This is a genomic window from Carnobacterium sp. 1290_CSPC, from assembly GCF_001053265.1.
GTDB classification, from domain to species: Bacteria; Bacillota; Bacilli; order Lactobacillales; family Aerococcaceae; genus Aerococcus; species Aerococcus urinaeequi.
Genome location: NZ_JVVG01000037.1, coordinates 14,435 through 31,854 on the forward strand (window position 1 = coordinate 14,435; position 17,420 = coordinate 31,854).

The 17,420-nt window shown below is 37.2% G+C and carries 16 protein-coding genes; 2 read left to right on the forward strand and 14 right to left on the reverse strand.

Annotation, left to right across the window (positions count from 1 at the left end; translation table 11 throughout):
• Positions 1-34: 34 nt before the first annotated feature.
• The 7 genes from AC973_RS02970 to AC973_RS03000 form a co-directional block, all read right to left on the reverse strand.
• Positions 35-1,861, reverse strand: a complete 1,827-nt coding sequence (locus tag AC973_RS02970) for a hypothetical protein (protein ID WP_048727079.1) — start codon at positions 1,859-1,861, stop codon at positions 35-37.
• The gene (locus AC973_RS02975; protein WP_048727084.1) at positions 1,858-4,104 is read right to left on the reverse strand and encodes a glycosyltransferase; all 2,247 of its coding nucleotides are present in this window, start codon (positions 4,102-4,104) and stop codon (positions 1,858-1,860) included. The genes AC973_RS02970 and AC973_RS02975 overlap by 4 nt, the downstream gene beginning before the upstream one ends.
• Positions 4,105-4,107: 3 nt before the next feature.
• A complete protein-coding gene (locus AC973_RS02980) occupies positions 4,108-5,151 on the reverse strand; it encodes a bifunctional glycosyltransferase family 2/GtrA family protein (protein ID WP_048727088.1) in 1,044 nt (347 codons plus the stop codon).
• A 421-nt stretch (positions 5,152-5,572) separates the two neighbouring features.
• The gene (locus AC973_RS02985) at positions 5,573-6,268 is read right to left on the reverse strand and encodes an ABC transporter ATP-binding protein (protein WP_048727091.1); all 696 of its coding nucleotides are present in this window, start codon (positions 6,266-6,268) and stop codon (positions 5,573-5,575) included.
• 9 nt (positions 6,269-6,277) lie between these two features.
• On the reverse strand, positions 6,278-7,393 hold the full coding sequence (locus AC973_RS02990; RefSeq protein WP_065419852.1) for an ABC transporter permease: 1,116 nt from the start codon (positions 7,391-7,393) through the stop codon (positions 6,278-6,280).
• A 207-nt stretch (positions 7,394-7,600) separates the two neighbouring features.
• Positions 7,601-8,500: a phytoene/squalene synthase family protein gene (locus AC973_RS02995; RefSeq protein WP_048727095.1), complete on the reverse strand. Its 900-nt coding sequence runs from the start codon at positions 8,498-8,500 to the stop codon at positions 7,601-7,603.
• A gap of 22 nt (positions 8,501-8,522) precedes the next feature.
• Positions 8,523-10,028, reverse strand: a complete 1,506-nt coding sequence (locus AC973_RS03000; RefSeq protein ID WP_048727097.1) for a phytoene desaturase family protein — start codon at positions 10,026-10,028, stop codon at positions 8,523-8,525.
• Between the two features lie 166 nt (positions 10,029-10,194).
• Between AC973_RS03000 and AC973_RS03005 the strand changes: the two genes are divergently transcribed.
• Together AC973_RS03005 and AC973_RS03010 are read left to right on the forward strand one after the other, a co-directional pair.
• Positions 10,195-10,758, forward strand: a complete 564-nt coding sequence (locus tag AC973_RS03005) for a TetR/AcrR family transcriptional regulator (protein ID WP_048727100.1) — start codon at positions 10,195-10,197, stop codon at positions 10,756-10,758.
• 125 nt (positions 10,759-10,883) lie between these two features.
• Positions 10,884-11,090 carry a hypothetical protein gene (locus AC973_RS03010; protein WP_048727104.1) on the forward strand — a complete coding sequence of 69 codons (207 nt, stop codon included), beginning with the start codon at positions 10,884-10,886 and terminating at the stop codon, positions 11,088-11,090.
• Positions 11,091-11,379: 289 nt separating this feature from the next.
• On the opposite strand, the gene AC973_RS03015 is transcribed toward AC973_RS03010, so the two are convergent.
• The 7 genes from AC973_RS03015 to rsgA all read right to left on the reverse strand — a co-directional run bounded on the left by AC973_RS03015 (position 11,380) and on the right by rsgA (position 17,231).
• Positions 11,380-11,703 (reverse strand): hypothetical protein, encoded by a 324-nt coding sequence (locus AC973_RS03015; protein ID WP_048727111.1) that lies wholly within the window; start codon positions 11,701-11,703, stop codon positions 11,380-11,382.
• 620 nt (positions 11,704-12,323) lie between these two features.
• Positions 12,324-14,006, reverse strand: a complete 1,683-nt coding sequence (locus AC973_RS03020; protein ID WP_048727117.1) for a DAK2 domain-containing protein — start codon at positions 14,004-14,006, stop codon at positions 12,324-12,326.
• A 26-nt stretch (positions 14,007-14,032) separates the two neighbouring features.
• The gene (locus AC973_RS03025) at positions 14,033-14,398 is read right to left on the reverse strand and encodes an Asp23/Gls24 family envelope stress response protein (protein ID WP_048727119.1); all 366 of its coding nucleotides are present in this window, start codon (positions 14,396-14,398) and stop codon (positions 14,033-14,035) included.
• 220 nt (positions 14,399-14,618) lie between these two features.
• Entirely contained in the window at positions 14,619-14,810 is a 192-nt protein-coding gene (gene rpmB / locus AC973_RS03030) for a 50S ribosomal protein L28 (RefSeq protein WP_039935929.1), read from the reverse strand.
• A 96-nt stretch (positions 14,811-14,906) separates the two neighbouring features.
• Positions 14,907-15,578, reverse strand: a complete 672-nt coding sequence (locus AC973_RS03035) for a thiamine diphosphokinase (RefSeq protein WP_048727126.1) — start codon at positions 15,576-15,578, stop codon at positions 14,907-14,909.
• A gap of 54 nt (positions 15,579-15,632) precedes the next feature.
• Positions 15,633-16,283 carry a ribulose-phosphate 3-epimerase gene (rpe, locus tag AC973_RS03040; RefSeq protein ID WP_048727129.1) on the reverse strand — a complete coding sequence of 217 codons (651 nt, stop codon included), beginning with the start codon at positions 16,281-16,283 and terminating at the stop codon, positions 15,633-15,635.
• Between the two features lie 15 nt (positions 16,284-16,298).
• Positions 16,299-17,231: a ribosome small subunit-dependent GTPase A gene (gene rsgA, locus AC973_RS03045; RefSeq protein ID WP_048727133.1), complete on the reverse strand. Its 933-nt coding sequence runs from the start codon at positions 17,229-17,231 to the stop codon at positions 16,299-16,301.
• Between the last annotated feature and the right edge of the window lie 189 nt (positions 17,232-17,420).

The following is a 17,420-nucleotide window of genomic DNA, read 5'->3' on the forward strand; positions in this document are numbered from 1 at the left end:
CTTTAAATATGATGGTTTATATTATAACAGAGTCCTAGTTGTTAGCGAGTAATTCCTTACTAGTATATATACCCGGTTGATAGGTTTTACCGTTTATTAATTCAGTCATTTCATTAAAGGTATAGTGATCTTCTAAAATCATAATTTTGTCGTATGACGCAATTAAATCCTTAAATTCCGCTAGTGACATATTAAAGTCTTCTCTACCATCGACGTTGGGTGAGTATAACCAGTATTTACCGAAGAACCCAACGAAGTAGTTATCGACTTCTTCTTTATTTGGTGTAACGATCAGGTACCGGTCATCATTTAATGTCATATGATTTCCTGTTATGCTAGTGATTTCACCTGCAGCGGATGTTTGATAATTAACTTCGTTATATAACAACCCGCCTGATTCTGACATAACCAATAAGACTGATGAGAATAACAAGAATATTGACGTATATTGGTATAGTTTTTTTGTTTTGATGGATTTATAAGATTTAAAATTTCGATAATCGATTCGTTGTTCATAAAAAGCATAATCGATTTGTCTAGCAAGAAACATCCCCGCTAGGCCTAGCGCCATAATGACCATGCTTGATGCATACCTGTCAAACCCAGCAAGATATAAGGCTTCTTCTGTTGGCATAGAGAATAAAAACATGGCATATATGCCTATATAATAGATGATTGTAATGATATTGATTAAAGCTAATTGCCAAAGGATAGAGTTCTTCCTACCAATTCCCCAACGAATCATCATATAAGCGCCAATCATCATCACTTGAACCAGTATAATACCTTGGGTGGAAACTGTGGATAGACTTGTGATAGTGTCAATGAATAAATCAGTGATTTGGTGAACAATAGTTCCATCTTTTGCTTGGAATATCTCTTGGTAAGAGGTCACTGAAACTTCATGCTTCGTCACAGGGAAATTAGCCTTTACATGGATGTTCCAAAGCCAAATAGGCATAAAGGATACGACACTTGTCATTAGCACAAGCAAGCTTGATTTGAATTTACCCTTTTCCCTGAATAGATGTCTGATACTTTCGTATAGATAATAAATCAGGATAATTGCTGCAAAGAAAATAGCACTCGATTTGACTAAGGTTAAAGCAGAAACAACTAGTAAGGTATAGACACTCATGGCTTTTAGATTATTGCGCATTTTATAAATGCCAGCAATCCCAGCCAATGCTAGTAAAGGCAATAAGAAATCAACGAGTAGGTTGTTCATACGGATAGCCTTATTGAAGTGGTTAAAAGCTGCGATGATATTAAATAATATAGCAAGAATAAGGATCCGACTAGAATCTCTGACTGCTGAAAACATCGCGTAAATACAGGAGAGAATTAATGCAAACTGCCCTATCATTAAAACACTATCCGAATAACCTGCAAGATAGGTTGCAAAGTATACGAGCAAAGATGACCCCATCGGATAGGAAGTATAAGCGATTATGGTGTCATGTACATCCGGTAACCGCCCTTCGGTGTAAAGAAATTTAACGATGGTCGCCCAGTGAGAGTAGTTATCATAGTGATTTAAATGGATCTGCAAGAATATATGGATGAATATCCCAGCGTAAAATAACAACCAAACCCCAATAGATGAGATTCTAAATGGATTTTGATGGCGATTTTTAATCCCTTGATACAGATGCCATATAGCAAAAATCAATCCCATTATAGAGAGACATAGGCTAGCTATGTTTAAACCATCTACAAATGCAGCAAGATATAATACAACAATTATCCATGCACAGGCAGCAACATATGACACTCGATGTTCAATATGTGCTACGCCCTTCAACCAAGCTGCCCACCCGTAAATGACCAAAGCGTAGACAAGTAATCCAATAATCATCATAAACTGGCCTCCTCAACTGGCTTTTGCTTAGTTTTTGTTAGCGTCAACCATTCATGAATTAAAGCTTTCATACGGGATATCGCCATTACTTGGTCTAGATTTTCTATCTGGTAGATATATTTATGGCTATCTGTTTCACTCATCATATTTATTTGTAAGTTCACTTCCCCTATTTGTAAATGGGTAAGGTCCTTCTTATCTAAAGCGATGGTTTGATAGTTGGTCCAATACACATAAACTTGACCTTCCGCTAACGCAATAGCTTGATTAACCTTTATTGGCGGGTAGACCTCACTAGTATGATTAAGAGGCTTAGACAAATTTTGTCTTTGTTGGAAATTGATTAAGAATGAATCAATCATTGTGACCATTGGATCCATTGTTTGCCTTAAACTTTGGTTAAATCCGTCATAAATAATTTGTAGATAGTTCAAATGATCCGCTTCATTACGCTTGTTGATTTCTTCAAGTTGAACGCCATAATAAAAATGTTGACCCTTCTCCCAAACACGTATAATTTTCCCCTTCAGATTGGCGACTTCATCCTTTTTGCGGATAGTAATGGCTAAATTTTCATCCGGACTAAAGTAGTAAGGACAGTCAGCAACAAAAGATAAACCTGTTTCTGAAATGTCATGTGTAACGAAATGGTATGTTTCGGTGGCATCTGTCACGGTAATATCGTTGGTCATTGCAAACCGTTCAGACTGACGATAGGCTGGCCGACCAAGATAATATAAACAAGCAAATGTTAAGTTGACAATATGTGACAACAACCAAAAAGTAATCACAGACCCATATGCGATTTCTGAGCCAAATTTTCCGTAGTTAAAGGTAATAACGCCGTAAACAGCTAGCGCTAACATAATGGCATGTGGTAATACGTATAATAAATCTTTATTGGATTGTTTGGCATCCTTGTTGGTTACTTTAAATTTAGTTTCTTTAAATCCTATTGTTTGTAGAAAAATTGGTATAACCAAGTAAGGAGCGAAGATTGTTTCTTGAATTTCACCCCATCTCGAAGTTCTCAAGTCGCTTGAAATATCTGCCATGACAAATTGAATAAGTACATAACTTGGTAACCAAAAAGCTAAAAGCACCCAAAAATCGGTATCCACTACGCGGATATTAAATACGGTAAATAAAATCGGTGCAAAAATATAAAGTAAACGCCTAAAGAAAGACCACCAATATAGAAAGCCGTTTAGATACACTAAACGTTGGGCGATGGTCAATTTAGGATTTGTCAGAGCCCGGATATTAAAAATACTTTGCACCACACCTCTACCCCAACGAACACGCTGCTTTAGAATGCTCGGAATATCTGTGGGTGTTAAACCGGATGCCATAGGTTCTAAGGTTGAAATGTTTTGGTAGCCAGCCATATTTATCTGTGCGCCAAGTTGAAAGTCTTCTGTAATCGTATTCGTCGGAAATCCCCCTGCATCTACAATTGCTTGTCTTGAGATGACAGTATTTGAACCGGTGTAAATTGCTGCACCGTGGGCACTATTATATACATTTACTTCCCTTGAGAAGAAGTCTTGTTCATTTGGAATATCCCCTTCTGAAAATAGGTTAAATTGGAACATGTCTGCATTGTAGAAACTTTGTGGCGTTTGTACTAAGCCCATTGGTTTAATATGTTCGTGACCTTCTTGTATCCGTTTTTGATTATCAATAAAGTAAGGCACCGTTTCCATTAAAAAATCGGCGTACGGAATCATATCTGCGTCAAAAGTAGCTATAAGCGGAGAATGGGTATGGGCTAAAGCATAATTAAAATTTCCGGATTTAGCATGTTTATTGTTCTTGACACCTAAATAACCAATAGAAAATTTAGCCGCCAAAGCTTCTATTTCAGGGCGCTCATTATCGTCCGCTAAGTAAATATGCACCTTAGATTTGTCTGGATACTTCATCCGTAATGCACTGTTAATTGTCTTAGTAAGTAATACGCTATCTTCGTTATGGGTGGCGATTAAAACATCGACATCTGGATAATCCTCGAAGGATACGGATGGTTTCTCTAAAGGCTTAGCTTGACCTTTACTCCAAATTAATAATATAGCTGTAAAATTAGAGCAAATTTCACTCAACCAAAGCAGGCAACCAAAGATCAATGCAAATATGGATTCATTCCAAGGTAAAGTGTATATACCACGCCAAACCAGATAAATAACGGTCGTTAAAATTGTAAAAGTGTATAAAATCCTACGCTTAAGTTGGTCATAATTCATCACTTATTTCTCCTTAAATATGAATGTCTTTTGCACGAAATAGCTCAATAGAAATAAAAACGTATCTACAAGGATTTTCACACCAACCACTTCATCTAGCTTAAAGATCTGGTGAATCGCAAACACAAGTAAGGATGATAGGGAAATTTGCAAGATGACCAGACTATAATATTTCAACAATGCATATGATGAGCTTTTCTGGAATACAAATTTTTGGTTGATATAATAATTGAATAGCGATGATATTAAGCGTGACAAAATGGATGCTATAAAGATAGCTGATAGGTTTAGTTGGTTTAAAAGGTGTATGAATACAGCGTATAGTAAGATATCTAGTAAAAAAGATGAGATAGAAGATAGAATATACTTAAAAACAACACCATAAATGGCAATCGAATCTTTGATTATTCTAAAATGAGAGGAAGCATTGTCTTCTATATAAATTGTTTGAATAGGCTGGGCATAGATTGGCCATCCTTGTTTTCTTGTCTCTATTAACATATTCGTTTCATACTCAAACCGGTCTCCTGAAACTTCAACCAATTGAGGTAAGAATTCTCTTGGGATAACACGTAAGCCTGTTTGTGTATCGCTAACTTGAATTCCTGTTGTTATCCGCATGATCATCCTTGTGACTAGATTGCCAAATTTACTCCTTAATGGCACGTTTCTATCGAATTGCCTGGTACCTAATACAAGGCCATCAGGATGGTGCTTTGCTAGTTCAACTGTCTTCATCATATCGCTATAAGAATGTTGGCCGTCAGAATCAATGGTAACCATCACATCTATTTCAGGATAGTCCACTAATATAGCTGCCATCGCTGTCTTCAAAGCTGCACCCTTGCCTCGATTTTTAGGATGGTGAATCACTTGCACATTAAAATTTTCCTCTGCTTGATCAAAGATATTTTGGTATTTATCTCCACTGCCATCATCAATCATTAAGATAGATAAATCTTGATCAACCTCACGAATATCAGCTAATAGCTTGATCAGTTTTTGATCAGGTTCTAATGTTGGGATAACAATTAATGGGTTAACCATAAGTAGGCTCCTTATTCATAAACTATATCTGCAAATATAGTAAACATTTCTCTAATATTTTATTTGAAACATTATATATACCATATAATATTTCAATCCTGAATTATTATATATAGAGTGTAGACTAATAGCAATCTTTTTCGGCAAATGTCAGTGATCATTTTTAACTATTTGGTCAATACAAACATTGTTATCATCACACGTGAATCCTATCAGGATAACTGCCAATATGCCTGTCAACCACGGATAAGAAAGGATTAAAAAAAGGAGCGCAAACATAAGATGTTTGTCTCCCCTTCTAATAGATTACTATAAGACAGCTAAAGATATGACCTAGAAAGAGAAAACATGGACTAGGAAATGTTTTTTTCAACTATTTGATCTATAATCTTGCCCTTTATCTATCTAATTATACTTTCATTTAAACCATCTGTACATCCTTAGTCATATCAGTATTTTCTCTTAAGGTTAAGACACCATCATTCATTTCATAGACTTTATCGCATTGGTCTATTAAGCGAAGATCATGTGTAACCATGATGGTTGTTTTATTTTGTTGTTTGGTCATTTTGGCCAAGATATCCACCACATCCATCGCCCGTTTAGAATCTAGGCTGGCTGTTGGTTCGTCAGCAAATATGATTGAAGGGTTATTGTAGAGAGCGCGTGCAATCGCTACACGTTGCTTTTCACCCCCAGAAATTTGCTCTGTAAATTTATTTTTTAATCTTTCAATACCTAGTAGTTCCAATAAATCTAATGGACTTTTCTCTTTTTTAGATAGTTTATCTACTAATTTCAATTGATCAGATACTTTTAGGAATGGAATAAGGTTTGACGCTTGTAGGATAAATCCTACTTCTTCAAAACGAATGCGCGCCCGCTCTTTTTCTTTCTTTTCACTAAAGGGTTTATCATTAATCATGACCCTACCTTGTGTGGGTTTCTGTAAGCCAGCAGCAATACTTAAAAAGGTACTTTTTCCTGAACCGGACGGGCCGATAATAGCAATAAACTCCCCTTGCTCTGCTGTAAATGATGTTTCTTCAAGGGCCACAATTTCCGTATCCCCATCTTTAAATTTTTTCTGTACATTTTCAATTGTTAATACACTCATAATGACCTCCTAGGCGATTGCTCTTGCTGGATCGACGTTCACTATTGTTTTCACTGAGAATAAGGCACCAATTAATGAACAAAGTAAAATCAAACCGCCGACTGCTATAAAGAATAGCCAATTGATTTGAGTTGGCACCTGAGCTGGTAGGAAATAAATGCTCAAAACGGTCACTGCAACGCCTAATATTAGACCTATTAATGTAAGGATAAAGGTTTGCACAACCACAGAACGACCAATTGTGCCTGTTGAAATACCTTGAGCTTTCATCACGCCGAACACGTCAATTTTTTGAATAGTGAGTACGTAAATAAAGATACCAATCACAACTGCTGCAATTAAAATTAAAAAGCCAATCATAAAAATAAATGTAAGTAGCTGTGCGCTATATCCTGGTAAATTATTGATAAAATCTGCCGTTGACCATACTTTCAGATCGTCAGGTAGATGTGTTGCTTCACCACGTACGACAATAGCATTAATCATTTGATTATCCGCTTCTTGCCCTGATTCACCTTCAGGAATTTGGCTATTATCTGATGTATTCGATGTATTCAATGAAGCATTTTGAATGTTTCTAAAAGCATTTTGTGTGATATGAACCATCGGCGCAATACTATATTTCATATTTGTCGTTAATCCCACAACTTCAAATGATTGTCCTTCAATCGTTACCGTATCTCCTATTCCTAGACCATATTGTTCAGTTAGACTATCATCAATTAAAGCTTCATTATCAGCATTCACCTGACGACCTTCAGTCACTTTAGGTGCAATAAAGTCATCAAACTTGATACCAAATAGGGAAATAGATAGTTGTTCATCGCTTTCGATATCATCTGAATGCATATTGGTTGGCATCTGTAGTATTGCAGCTTTATTATCTGCATCAACCGCATCATAATCTTCTTCATCTATATTAGAGCGACTCATTGTCCCATCTGCTTCTTCTGTCAAGATGATTTGGTCAGCTTGCCACTGGTCAATCCCCATTCGACTCTCCATCGCTAGGCCATAAGCCAAACTAATTAAGAAAAATACCAGAAATGAAATTAAAAACATGACCCCAACGACTAAACTATACTTTTTCTTTGCATATAAAATTTCTTTAATGGCTAAAAACATTCTTATTTGCTTCCTCTCTCTACCTGTTGAATCTAATTGTTCATCGTCAAAAATCCAACTACTAATGTAGGTCGGATTTGATGACTAGTGTTTATAAAACGTATGCTTGTCCTTATATTTTAGTCCTATTAGCAGTTTTGTACAATTGACACACTAACATCCTAAATAATATTCTACCCCCGTCATTAAGACTTTTTGCGGTCCTATTTATGTGTCATCTAACACTTTCTTCGCTTTAAAAATCAAGCGCGCCCGCTCAAGGCTACTAGTATAATTTCTTTGAGTGAAGCAATTGTAATTCGCTTTTCTCACAGCATCACCAATTCCATGGTAGATATAGGCAGATGTTAGGATGGGTAGTTGTGCCGCTTGGCTAAAGTCTTTTAAAAAGGGTTCAATACTATAGTAGTATTGGTCAGCAATCTGATAGAGATGCTCCCATAAATCAATCCAATTCTGAGGGATAGCGCCACCCTTATATGACAACTGTTTGATCATTGCTTCATCAACACCATAAAGATCAAGCAAGGTCTGTGGGAGATATATCCGTTGTCTTTCACGGTAATCTTCACCGACATCCCTTAAAATATTCGTTAACTGCATACCAATACCTAAATCTATTGCTGCTTGACGCATAGCTTGATCAATCTCAGTAGCTTCGTCCACTAGTAGAGGTAATAACATTTCCCCTACTGACCCAGCAACATTTGAAGCGTAAGCAACCAAGTCATCCATATCGACTACTTCGTGGCCTAAAATATCCATTCGTTGTCCTTGGATCTGTTTCAACAAAGCATCAGTAGACACTTGATAGGTAGATACCGTATCTTTGAAGGCCAACCACCAAGCAAATGGCACTTCTTCACTCGTTTCTATATTTAGAATTTGTGCTTCTAAATCATCTAACTTTCCCAGAGCTTCTTCTTGTGTGAGGTCTCCGCTATCTGCAATATCATCTACATATCGATTGTAGGCGTATAAAGCTGCAACACCTTCAAATGTCTCTTTTTGTAGCAAGCGGAAAGCCTGGTAAAAGCTCTTTGATGCTTCTGCCATCGTATTTTCAGAAGCTTTATAAGATGCGCTAAGCAAACGATTTCTTGCCATAATCTCCCTTTCCTCTCTAACTCTAACCCTCGTCATCTAACATCAACTCATCGGCACAAATTTTGCCACTCTCGATGACTATAGGGACCCCTGCACCTGGATGTGTGGAGGAACCTGTGAAATATAAACCCGACACATTTTCAGCTTTTGCTTGCGGTCTGAAGTGGTTACTTTGCATTAAGGTTGGTTGCAAACCAAAAGTAGCCCCGCGATATGCATTATAGTGGGATTCAAAATCATTAGGCGTAAATACACGTTCTACTTCAATTTGGCTCTCAAGATTTTCTAATCCAGGTATACGCGCCAGTGTTTCCAACGCTTTCTCTTTATAAAATTGCACTGTTGATTGGTCATAAGCATATTGTGCTGTGCCTAATTCTGAAACCGGCATCAGGAGATAGAAATTAGCTTTTCCTTCTGGTGCACGTGTTTCATCCACTTGAGAAGGTACGTGAAGGTATATTGATGGGTTGTCAATCAAACGTCCGTCAAAAATGCGTGCCATGTTATCATCTAAATCTTCTGAGATGATAAAGTTATGGGTCTTCAAATCTTTAAACGTACCATCTACGCCCCAGTAGAATATTAAACAAGAGCAAGAATAATCCATTTGGTCTATCTTATTGGCTGTATATTTACCACGGTTTAAATCGCCATCTATTAAATGTTTCATCGTATATGGGAAATCAGCATTTGAAATGACTCTCTTACTAGGAATAAAGCGCTCTCCTACTTGTAAACCATTCACTTGTTGTTCATCGATTAAAATCTTATCCACTGGTGTATTATAGTGAATGACTCCACCTAATTCTTCAAACAATTGCGCAAAACCTTTAGCGACGGTATGCATGCCACCTTTGACATAATGAATACCGTATAATAGCTCAATCATCGGAATCATATTATAAAGCGAAGGCCCATTTTTAGGAGAAACGCCTATATAAAGTGTTTGAAAAGCCATTAACTGCTGGATATCTTTATTTGGAATAAATTTCGCCATCATATGTTCTGCACTATCAAATGTTTTTAATTTAAGTGCATTAATCAACATAGAAGGATTGTATATATCCGATTTATGTCTAAATGGTCGCCTAATAAAATGGTCCATAGCCACTTGATATCGTTGGTACATCTCTGCAAGGTATTGAAGAAAACCAAGCGCGGTTTGTGGATCTTTTGACTCCATTAAAGCCATTAAATCAGTCAAATCATTGCTCACGCTATAGTGGCGATAAGGGTCTCCTTTAAAATATACATCATACATCGGGGTTAGTTTCTGCATAGGGATGTAGTCTTCTGGGTCCCGACCAGTTAATGTAAACAACTCTCTATATGCTTCTGGCCACATGACAATCGTTGGACCTACATCAAAGGTATAGCCATCTACTGCCATCTGGTTCATCTTACCGCCCGGCAACGATTCTTTCTCAAAAATTTCAACTTGGTATCCTGCATGCTGCAAGCGGATAGCTGCAGATAAACCACCTATCCCTGCCCCAATGATTGCAATTCTTTCTTTAGTCGTCATGTTATTGGTCCCCTTTTGATAGATCTATTTCATTATTTTATCACTTGATAAGTTTATTAATAACAGATTACCATTTAAGGTATGACTTATCAAGTATAGGAGATTTATGCATGGCTTTTTTGTGGAATCAAGCTATAATATTAAATAGAGAGGAGTTCATCTCATCATGTCCTTAAAAGATTCTTCAAGCAGAAGTCGTATTATTGAAGTTGCACGAAATAAGTTTATGTCAAGTGGTTATAAGGCTACCTCTACTAGAATGATTGCGAAAGAAGTTGGGATTACACAACCAAACTTGTATTATCATTTTAAAAACAAGGAAAGCCTTTATCTTGGGGTTTTAGATGAAATAGGTGAGGAAGTATACACTGACCTATTGGCGATTGTTGAAAATGACCAACTTGATCTAACTGGTAAACTATTACAAATGTCTTATTATCTACAAGATAACCAAGACATGGATATCTATACTATGATGCAAGATATGCAAGCAGACATTTCCATTGAAAGTAGACGCATCCTATACCAAATCTTTCAAGAAAGTTATAAACGGCCGTTCATCTTATTATTTGATGATTACGAAAAGCAATTAAAACATCAGCTTACTGGAGAGAAAATTGCTACTTATTTCTTTGTTACACTGGCCCCTTATATTTCTTCTAAACAAATAATCAGCAAAACGATTGCTTTAGAGGAAATGATTGATTTATTTCTGCACGGGATTATCTAATAGAATAAGTTGTTTTTTCCGAGAAATCCTCCCGACTACCGGGTCAAAAAAAGAGATTGTTCTGAGAGGTTTTAGATTAGTTCAATAGGTAGTTGGGCAGTGGTGCATACAAGGAGGTCATTTAAATGTTATCAATCATTACAACAGCTCTAAGCGTGTTTGCATTTGTTATTGTTTCTTTCATGCTATGGTTTTATTTTAAATCGTTCTTTATAGGTCTATGGTATATATTCTTAGCCTATGTTGTAGTATGCTTGATCATAGGAGCAGTTAAGGAGTTCAATGTAGGGCGTTCTGCTAAAGACAAAGAAAAGCAGGAGCAAGACCTGTAGCATCAACAATAATAACTATACTAAGGAGCTTAGCAGTTTATACTGCTGGGCTCTTTTATTGTGTATAAGCCTCTATATGCCTCTATATGCCTGTATAAGTACTTGCATGCCCTCTTGCACCTATGCCCTAATATGTTGAAATATGATATATGTCATATAAGTATTTTTTAAGGGCCCTTATAGGCGTTTTAATAGCTTGTAAGGTATTATTTTTATGCTAGTTGACGTCTAAAAGCTCTTACACAGACTTATTTTGCCTCCAGTGAGGGATCAGGGAGGGATAATACCATTATTGAGCAACAATAGTATTAGGGCATAAAAAAAGCAGAGGTAAATATCCCCTGCTATGACTTTCAATTATTTTATTGTTAACCTTATATCTTGCTATTGAGAGTTTGCCTCTCCCTGACATCTTAGCCTCAAAAATATCAGTACCGTTATCGGTCAGTCCGTCCAATCTTTCAAGCAAAGATCGCTTATTAAGTTGGCGGATCTCGCATATATCTGCATGTTTGATAAAGTCATCCTCAGATACAAACCATTTATTTACATCTTTCACTAGGTAATCGCTATGCTTATGAAGATGTAAGATTGCATTATATATCAGCCCCATACCTGCAACGCTTTGCTCCTCCTGATTGTAAACCTCTATAAAACTGTCATAATATAATTTTACAGCTTTGGCATCCTTGCCTGTCCCTGATCTATATGCAAAGTTTCTACTGATGTAAAATGCTTTATATTTTTTATCCTTTTTGTAAATAACTTTATCCTTAAGAACCCCTAAAGCATTAGCCTCTTAATCAAGTCTACCAAAGTTTTATTAGATTTAATCCCTTTAACCTCCTGCAGTTAGTTGCATATCTCTGTAGCTCCTGCAGTTAGTTACAGGTCCTTACAGATCCTACACATAGCCCTGCAGTAGTTCCTATTCTCTATCCTGCAGTAGTTCCTGCTCCTTTATTGTCATTGATCAGCTCCTGCACATATACCTCTCTGTAGCCCCTGCAGGTATTGATTGTAATAGCCCTGCAATAGCCCATTAATAGCCTTGCTTAGACTGTATCTAAAAGAGCGGGTAAAAATTTTGATTTCAAATCTTTACCCGCTCTTTTATTTGTATTAGAAAAGCTAAAATGAACACTTTATCAGTTTTCATCTCTTAACGAATTGAATAATAACTAAGTTGTGTGTCCATCTAGCGTTTCATGTATATATCTTTATATAGGATTATTATTCAACTGATGCTAGGAAATGGTAAACTGGTTGGCCACCGTCTACAATTTCAACTTCAATATCTTCGTTAGCCGATTCGACTGCTTCAGCGATTAATTCTGCTGTTGCTTGGTCGGTTTCTTCACCAAAGATTAAAGTCACTAACTCCTTGTCTTCATCAATCATTGCATTCACCATATTGATGGTTTCTTTGACTAAGTCAGCATCTTCAGAAACGATTTTACCGTCTATGATGCCCATAAAGTGATCTTTATGGATTTCTAAGCCGTCAACTGTTGTATCTCGAACAGCTACTGTGACTTGACCACTAGTTACGTTGGCCATTTCAGCAACCATTGCTGCTTTATTGTCTTCTAATGTCCCGTCAGGGTTATATCCAAGCATGGCTGTTAATCCTTGAGAGATATATTTAGTTTCAACTACGGCAGCTGGAATTTCTGAAACTTCAACAGCTTGGTTAGCAGCCATAATGATATTCTTATTGTTTGGTAAGATAATCACGTTATCTGCATTCGCTTTGTTGATAGCATCTAAGATATCATTTGTTGATGGGTTCATCGTTTGACCACCAGAGATAATTGATTTAACCCCCATATCTTTAAATAGGTTTTCAATTCCCTCACCGGCTGCAACAGCGATAATTGCTAGATTCGTACGCTCAACTGCTGGCGTTGACTCGGATTGGGTTGCCCCTTTACCATCTAGAATATCGTCATGTTGTAGGCGCATGTTATCTACTTTAATTTTCACTAATGAACCAAATTTTTGGCCATAGTTCATGACTTCACCTGGTGTTTCTGTATGTACATGAACTTTTATAATCTCATCATCAGATACAACAAGCAATGAATCTCCGATACCATCTAAGTGGTTACGGAATGTATCATAATCAAATTCATCAGTAACTGTTTCACCTTCACCGATTTTGACCATAATTTCAGTACAATAACCATAATGAATATCTTCTGATGCTACGGAATGAGCAGTGTTGAAGAAGTTTTCTTGGTGAGCTAGTTCTGTGACATTCGCTTTGTTTGGATCAGCTGATTTAACTGGAATAGATTCACCTGTTAATGATTCTAAGAAGCCATGGTAGATATATACTAACCCTTGACCACCTGAATCGACAACACCTACTTCTTTTAACACGGGTAGTAAGTTAGGTGTGTTTTCTAGTGATGTTTGTGCTTCTTCTAGTACAGCTGTCATCACTTCAATGATGTCATCTGTTTGTTCAGCTTTTTGCATACCTGCTGCTGCTGAATCACGTGCTACTGTTAAAATAGTACCTTCTACAGGTTTCATAACAGCTTTTACCGCTGTATCAATACCGCGTTGGAAAGCATTCGCTAAATCTTGTGCTTCAATGGTTGTTTTACCTTCGATTGCTTTAGCGAAACCACGGAATAATTGGGATAAGATAACGCCTGAGTTACCGCGTGCCCCCATCAATAATCCCTTAGCTAAATCTTCTCCAACCTCACCAACGGTATCGGAATGTTGTTTAATTACTCGTTCGATACCTGATGTGTATGTTAAATTCATATTTGTTCCGGTATCACCGTCTGGCACCGGGAAAACATTTAATGAATTCACGTATTCAGCATTCTCTGAAAGTCGGTTACCCCCAACTTCAAGCATAGATATGAACGCTTCAACGTCTAATACTGTTCTTTTCACCTAAAAATCCTCCTTGATTACCGCAACTAGTCTTCAATCACACGGACGCCTTGTACGTACACATTCACTACGTTTGCAGCAATACCTAATTGACGACCTAATTCGTATTTCACAGAACTTTGTACATTGCGACAAATTTCAGAAATTTTCGTACCGTAGTTGACGATAATGTATACATCCACTACTACTAAATCGTTGTTATCTACTGAAACAAGTACCCCTTTGGTATAGTTTTCTTGTTTAAGAATTTCTTGGATACCATCCCGGATTTGATGCTTGCTTGCCATACCAACGACACCGTAGTTTTGTGTTGTTGCCATACCTACGACTGTTGCGATAGATTCATTTGTAATATCAATTTCACCGAATTCTGTTTGCATTTTTAATGCCATAAAAAATGTCCTCCTTTTGAAGGGTTGTCTTGCTAGATTAATCTAAAACTTTATCGTTCTAAACAAATATAACTTCATTTATAACACTCATTTTACCACATACTAGGCTATTATACCTAAATATTTGACAAGTCGCAAACCCTTATAAAAGACACAAAAAAAGCCGTGGTCTTCCCTCACTGGAAAACTACGACCTTATTTGGTATTAATCATAAATGGATTAAGCGCGGGTAACTAAACCAGCTTTGATTGCGCGTGCAGAAACCCATACACGCTTTTTGTTACCATTTTCGTCGATGATACGAACTTTTTGTAAGTTTGCTTTAAATGTACGTTTTGTAGCATTCAATGCGTGTGAGCGGTTGTTACCTGAAGTCGTTTTACGTCCTGTGTAATAACATTCTTTAGCCATTGTCATAATCCTCCTCTACAAATTTTCATACCATAACATATTACTATACTTAACGTCATAAATCAAACTTATTTATGATAAAAATGATGATTGTACTTAATCTCGGGCTTGAATAGCGAGGATAAGACCATTACTAAAGGCAATTTTCATGGTATTTTGACCTGGTAGAAACTCATTTGAAATCAAGGCCAAAGGTATTGGCATTTGATAATTGTCTAGTGGATAGACAACATTTTCTAAACATAAGTCTTTAACTGGCGTCATTGCCACGAAAGATAAATATTTCATATCTTTTAAACGATCAACTTGATGTTGCCCAGGTCTTAAGAATGAAACTGCATTGTTTTCTTCAACTAAATGAACATGATCAATAATCGGCGCAAACCGTTCTTGATAGATGAGCCATAAGTTAGATAACAAATGGTCTACCCTACCCCCTAGCATACCAAAGAGATGGTATTCAGCCTGTGGATATAAGTCTGCAACAGTGCCTAAAGCATGTTCAGTGTCCGTTTCATCTTTCATTGGTGGTAACTTTTCAATTTTTTTGGCCTTATGTTCAACTTGTTGAAGGACACTTTCTTCAATTGAATCAAAATCGCCTACCGCTAAGTCAATGGGAAAATTAAGGTCTAGCAGCTGTTTAGCCCCTAAATCGACCCCAACAAAGGCGGTTTCTGCATCTTTATGGGCTACTTTTCGTTCTTCTACATAGGCTTTAAAATACGTTGGGTCAAAAGGTCCTGATCCGATGAGATAAACTTGCATGTATCCACTTCCTTCTAGTGACTGACAGTTAAAAACTTTTTCAAGTACTAAAGTTTACTTAATGGCCATTTTTAATGCATCAATTGGTTGTTTCACGTCGTCTTTATTGAAGATGTATGAACCGGCTACAAAGGCATCTACGCCATTTTTTGCACAGATTTTAGCCGTTTCAGCGTTGATTCCACCGTCTACTTCGATTAGGAATTTGGCGTCATTTTCCGCTCTAAAAGTACTTAATTCAGCCATCTTATCAACAGTTGATTCAATAAATGATTGACCGCCAAATCCCGGGTTTACGGTCATGACTAAAATCATGTCGACGTCTTTTAGGATCGGTGCAATGGCTGATACGGGCGTCGCTGGATTAATGGCCACACCAGCTTTCATACCGTGTTTGTGAATGGTTTGGATTAAGCCATGCAGGTGGCTAGTTGCCTCGTAATGAACTGTGAAGTAGTCCGCACCAGCATTGGCGAAGGTTTCCACATGGGCTTCTGGGTTAGATACCATTAAATGGCAGTCTAGGGTCATCTTGGTGTTTGGGCGCAAAGCTTCAACGACGCCAGCACCAAAGGTTAAATTGGGCACAAAATGGCCGTCCATGACATCAATGTGAACCCAGTCAGCGCCGGCGTTTTCGATTCGATTTACTTCGTCAATAAATTTACCAAAATTTGCAGATAAAATAGATGGTGCAATATACATGTACATTCCTACTTTCTAATATTTGGGTTTTGCATCGTCAATTTCTTGGAAGATTTGTAGGTAAGAGTCATAACGACTTTGAGCGATCTCACCGGCTTCTAAGGCGGCTTTCACTGCACATTTAGGTTCTTGAATATGGGTACAACCACGGAACTTACATTGGTCTTGAATGGCTCGCATTTCAGGGAAATAATTTGACAGTAAGACCTTATCCAACTGGTCGATATCGATACTAGAGAAACCTGGTGTATCTGCTACTTTCCCTCCAAATATATCATGTAATTCGGTATGACGGGTAGTATGACGACCGCGTCCTAGTGATGTTGAGATTTCCCCTGTTTCAATGTCTAAATCAGGCAATAGTCGATTTAATAAAGTCGATTTTCCAACACCCGATTGACCAACAACCACCATGGTCCGATTGGCAACAATGTCTTTTAATTGATTGAAGTTCTCATCTAAGTCAGTTGATAAGATTACTTGGTAACCAATTTCACGATACACCTTAATAAACTGGTCGATCCGGTTTTTATCCGCCTCACTTGCTTGGTCAGCTAAGTCCATTTTGGAAAAATATAAAATCGGTTCAATGTTCTCTGACTCTAAATAAACTAAAAAACGGTCTAATAATTTTGGTTGAATCTGGGGTTCCGTAACAGATGCTACCAACAAGGCCACGTCCACATTAGCTACTGCCGGTCGAATCATTTGGCTATAGCGTGGTAAGATTTTCATTACATAGCCTTCTTTGGTATTGTTGGCTTGAAATTCCACAAAATCGCCCACCAATGGTGTTGTTTGCGTATTTCTAAATTGGCCACGTGCCCGTGTAGTATAAATCACTTGGCTTTCTTTCTCTTCTACATAATAAAAACCAGACAAAGCCTTAATAATCTGGCCCGTGTATGTTGGCACATTTGGTTGAATATAATCATCTTTTCTCTTCATATTTTTGAAAAATACCTCCTTATTGGTTCAATTGTATATATCCCCAATAGATATAAAAATTTGTGTCTGCATACTTATGCCCTATTTTACCCCAAATTCTATATGAACTACAACGCCATTAAAATGGCATGTTTCTAGGAACACTCATGACTTGTTCCACTTATTTCAAAGCAAAACAGCGGTCTAAGC

Excerpts from the sequence above, each read along its gene's own strand:
- rsgA (WP_048727133.1), bottom strand. The coding sequence starts at position 17,231 with ATGAAGAGAAAAGATGATTATATTCAACCAAATGTGCCAACATACACG.
- AC973_RS03000 (WP_048727097.1), bottom strand. The coding sequence starts at position 10,028 with ATGACGACTAAAGAAAGAATTGCAATCATTGGGGCAGGGATAGGTGGT.
- AC973_RS03025 (WP_048727119.1), bottom strand. The coding sequence starts at position 14,398 with ATGGCATTAAAAATGCAAACAGAATTCGGTGAAATTGATATTACAAAT.
- rpmB (WP_039935929.1), bottom strand. The coding sequence starts at position 14,810 with ATGGCTAAAGAATGTTATTACACAGGACGTAAAACGACTTCAGGTAAC.
- AC973_RS02990 (WP_065419852.1), bottom strand. The coding sequence starts at position 7,393 with ATGTTTTTAGCCATTAAAGAAATTTTATATGCAAAGAAAAAGTATAGT.
- AC973_RS03015 (WP_048727111.1), bottom strand. The coding sequence starts at position 11,703 with ATGGGGCTGATATATAATGCAATCTTACATCTTCATAAGCATAGCGAT.
- AC973_RS02975 (WP_048727084.1), bottom strand. The coding sequence starts at position 4,104 with ATGAATTATGACCAACTTAAGCGTAGGATTTTATACACTTTTACAATT.
- AC973_RS02995 (WP_048727095.1), bottom strand. The coding sequence starts at position 8,500 with ATGGCAAGAAATCGTTTGCTTAGCGCATCTTATAAAGCTTCTGAAAAT.
- AC973_RS03005 (WP_048727100.1), top strand. The coding sequence starts at position 10,195 with ATGTCCTTAAAAGATTCTTCAAGCAGAAGTCGTATTATTGAAGTTGCA.
- AC973_RS03010 (WP_048727104.1), top strand. The coding sequence starts at position 10,884 with ATGTTATCAATCATTACAACAGCTCTAAGCGTGTTTGCATTTGTTATT.
- AC973_RS02985 (WP_048727091.1), bottom strand. The coding sequence starts at position 6,268 with ATGAGTGTATTAACAATTGAAAATGTACAGAAAAAATTTAAAGATGGG.
- AC973_RS02970 (WP_048727079.1), bottom strand. The coding sequence starts at position 1,861 with ATGATGATTATTGGATTACTTGTCTACGCTTTGGTCATTTACGGGTGG.
- AC973_RS03035 (WP_048727126.1), bottom strand. The coding sequence starts at position 15,578 with ATGCAAGTTTATCTCATCGGATCAGGACCTTTTGACCCAACGTATTTT.
- AC973_RS02980 (WP_048727088.1), bottom strand. The coding sequence starts at position 5,151 with ATGGTTAACCCATTAATTGTTATCCCAACATTAGAACCTGATCAAAAA.
- rpe (WP_048727129.1), bottom strand. The coding sequence starts at position 16,283 with ATGTATATTGCACCATCTATTTTATCTGCAAATTTTGGTAAATTTATT.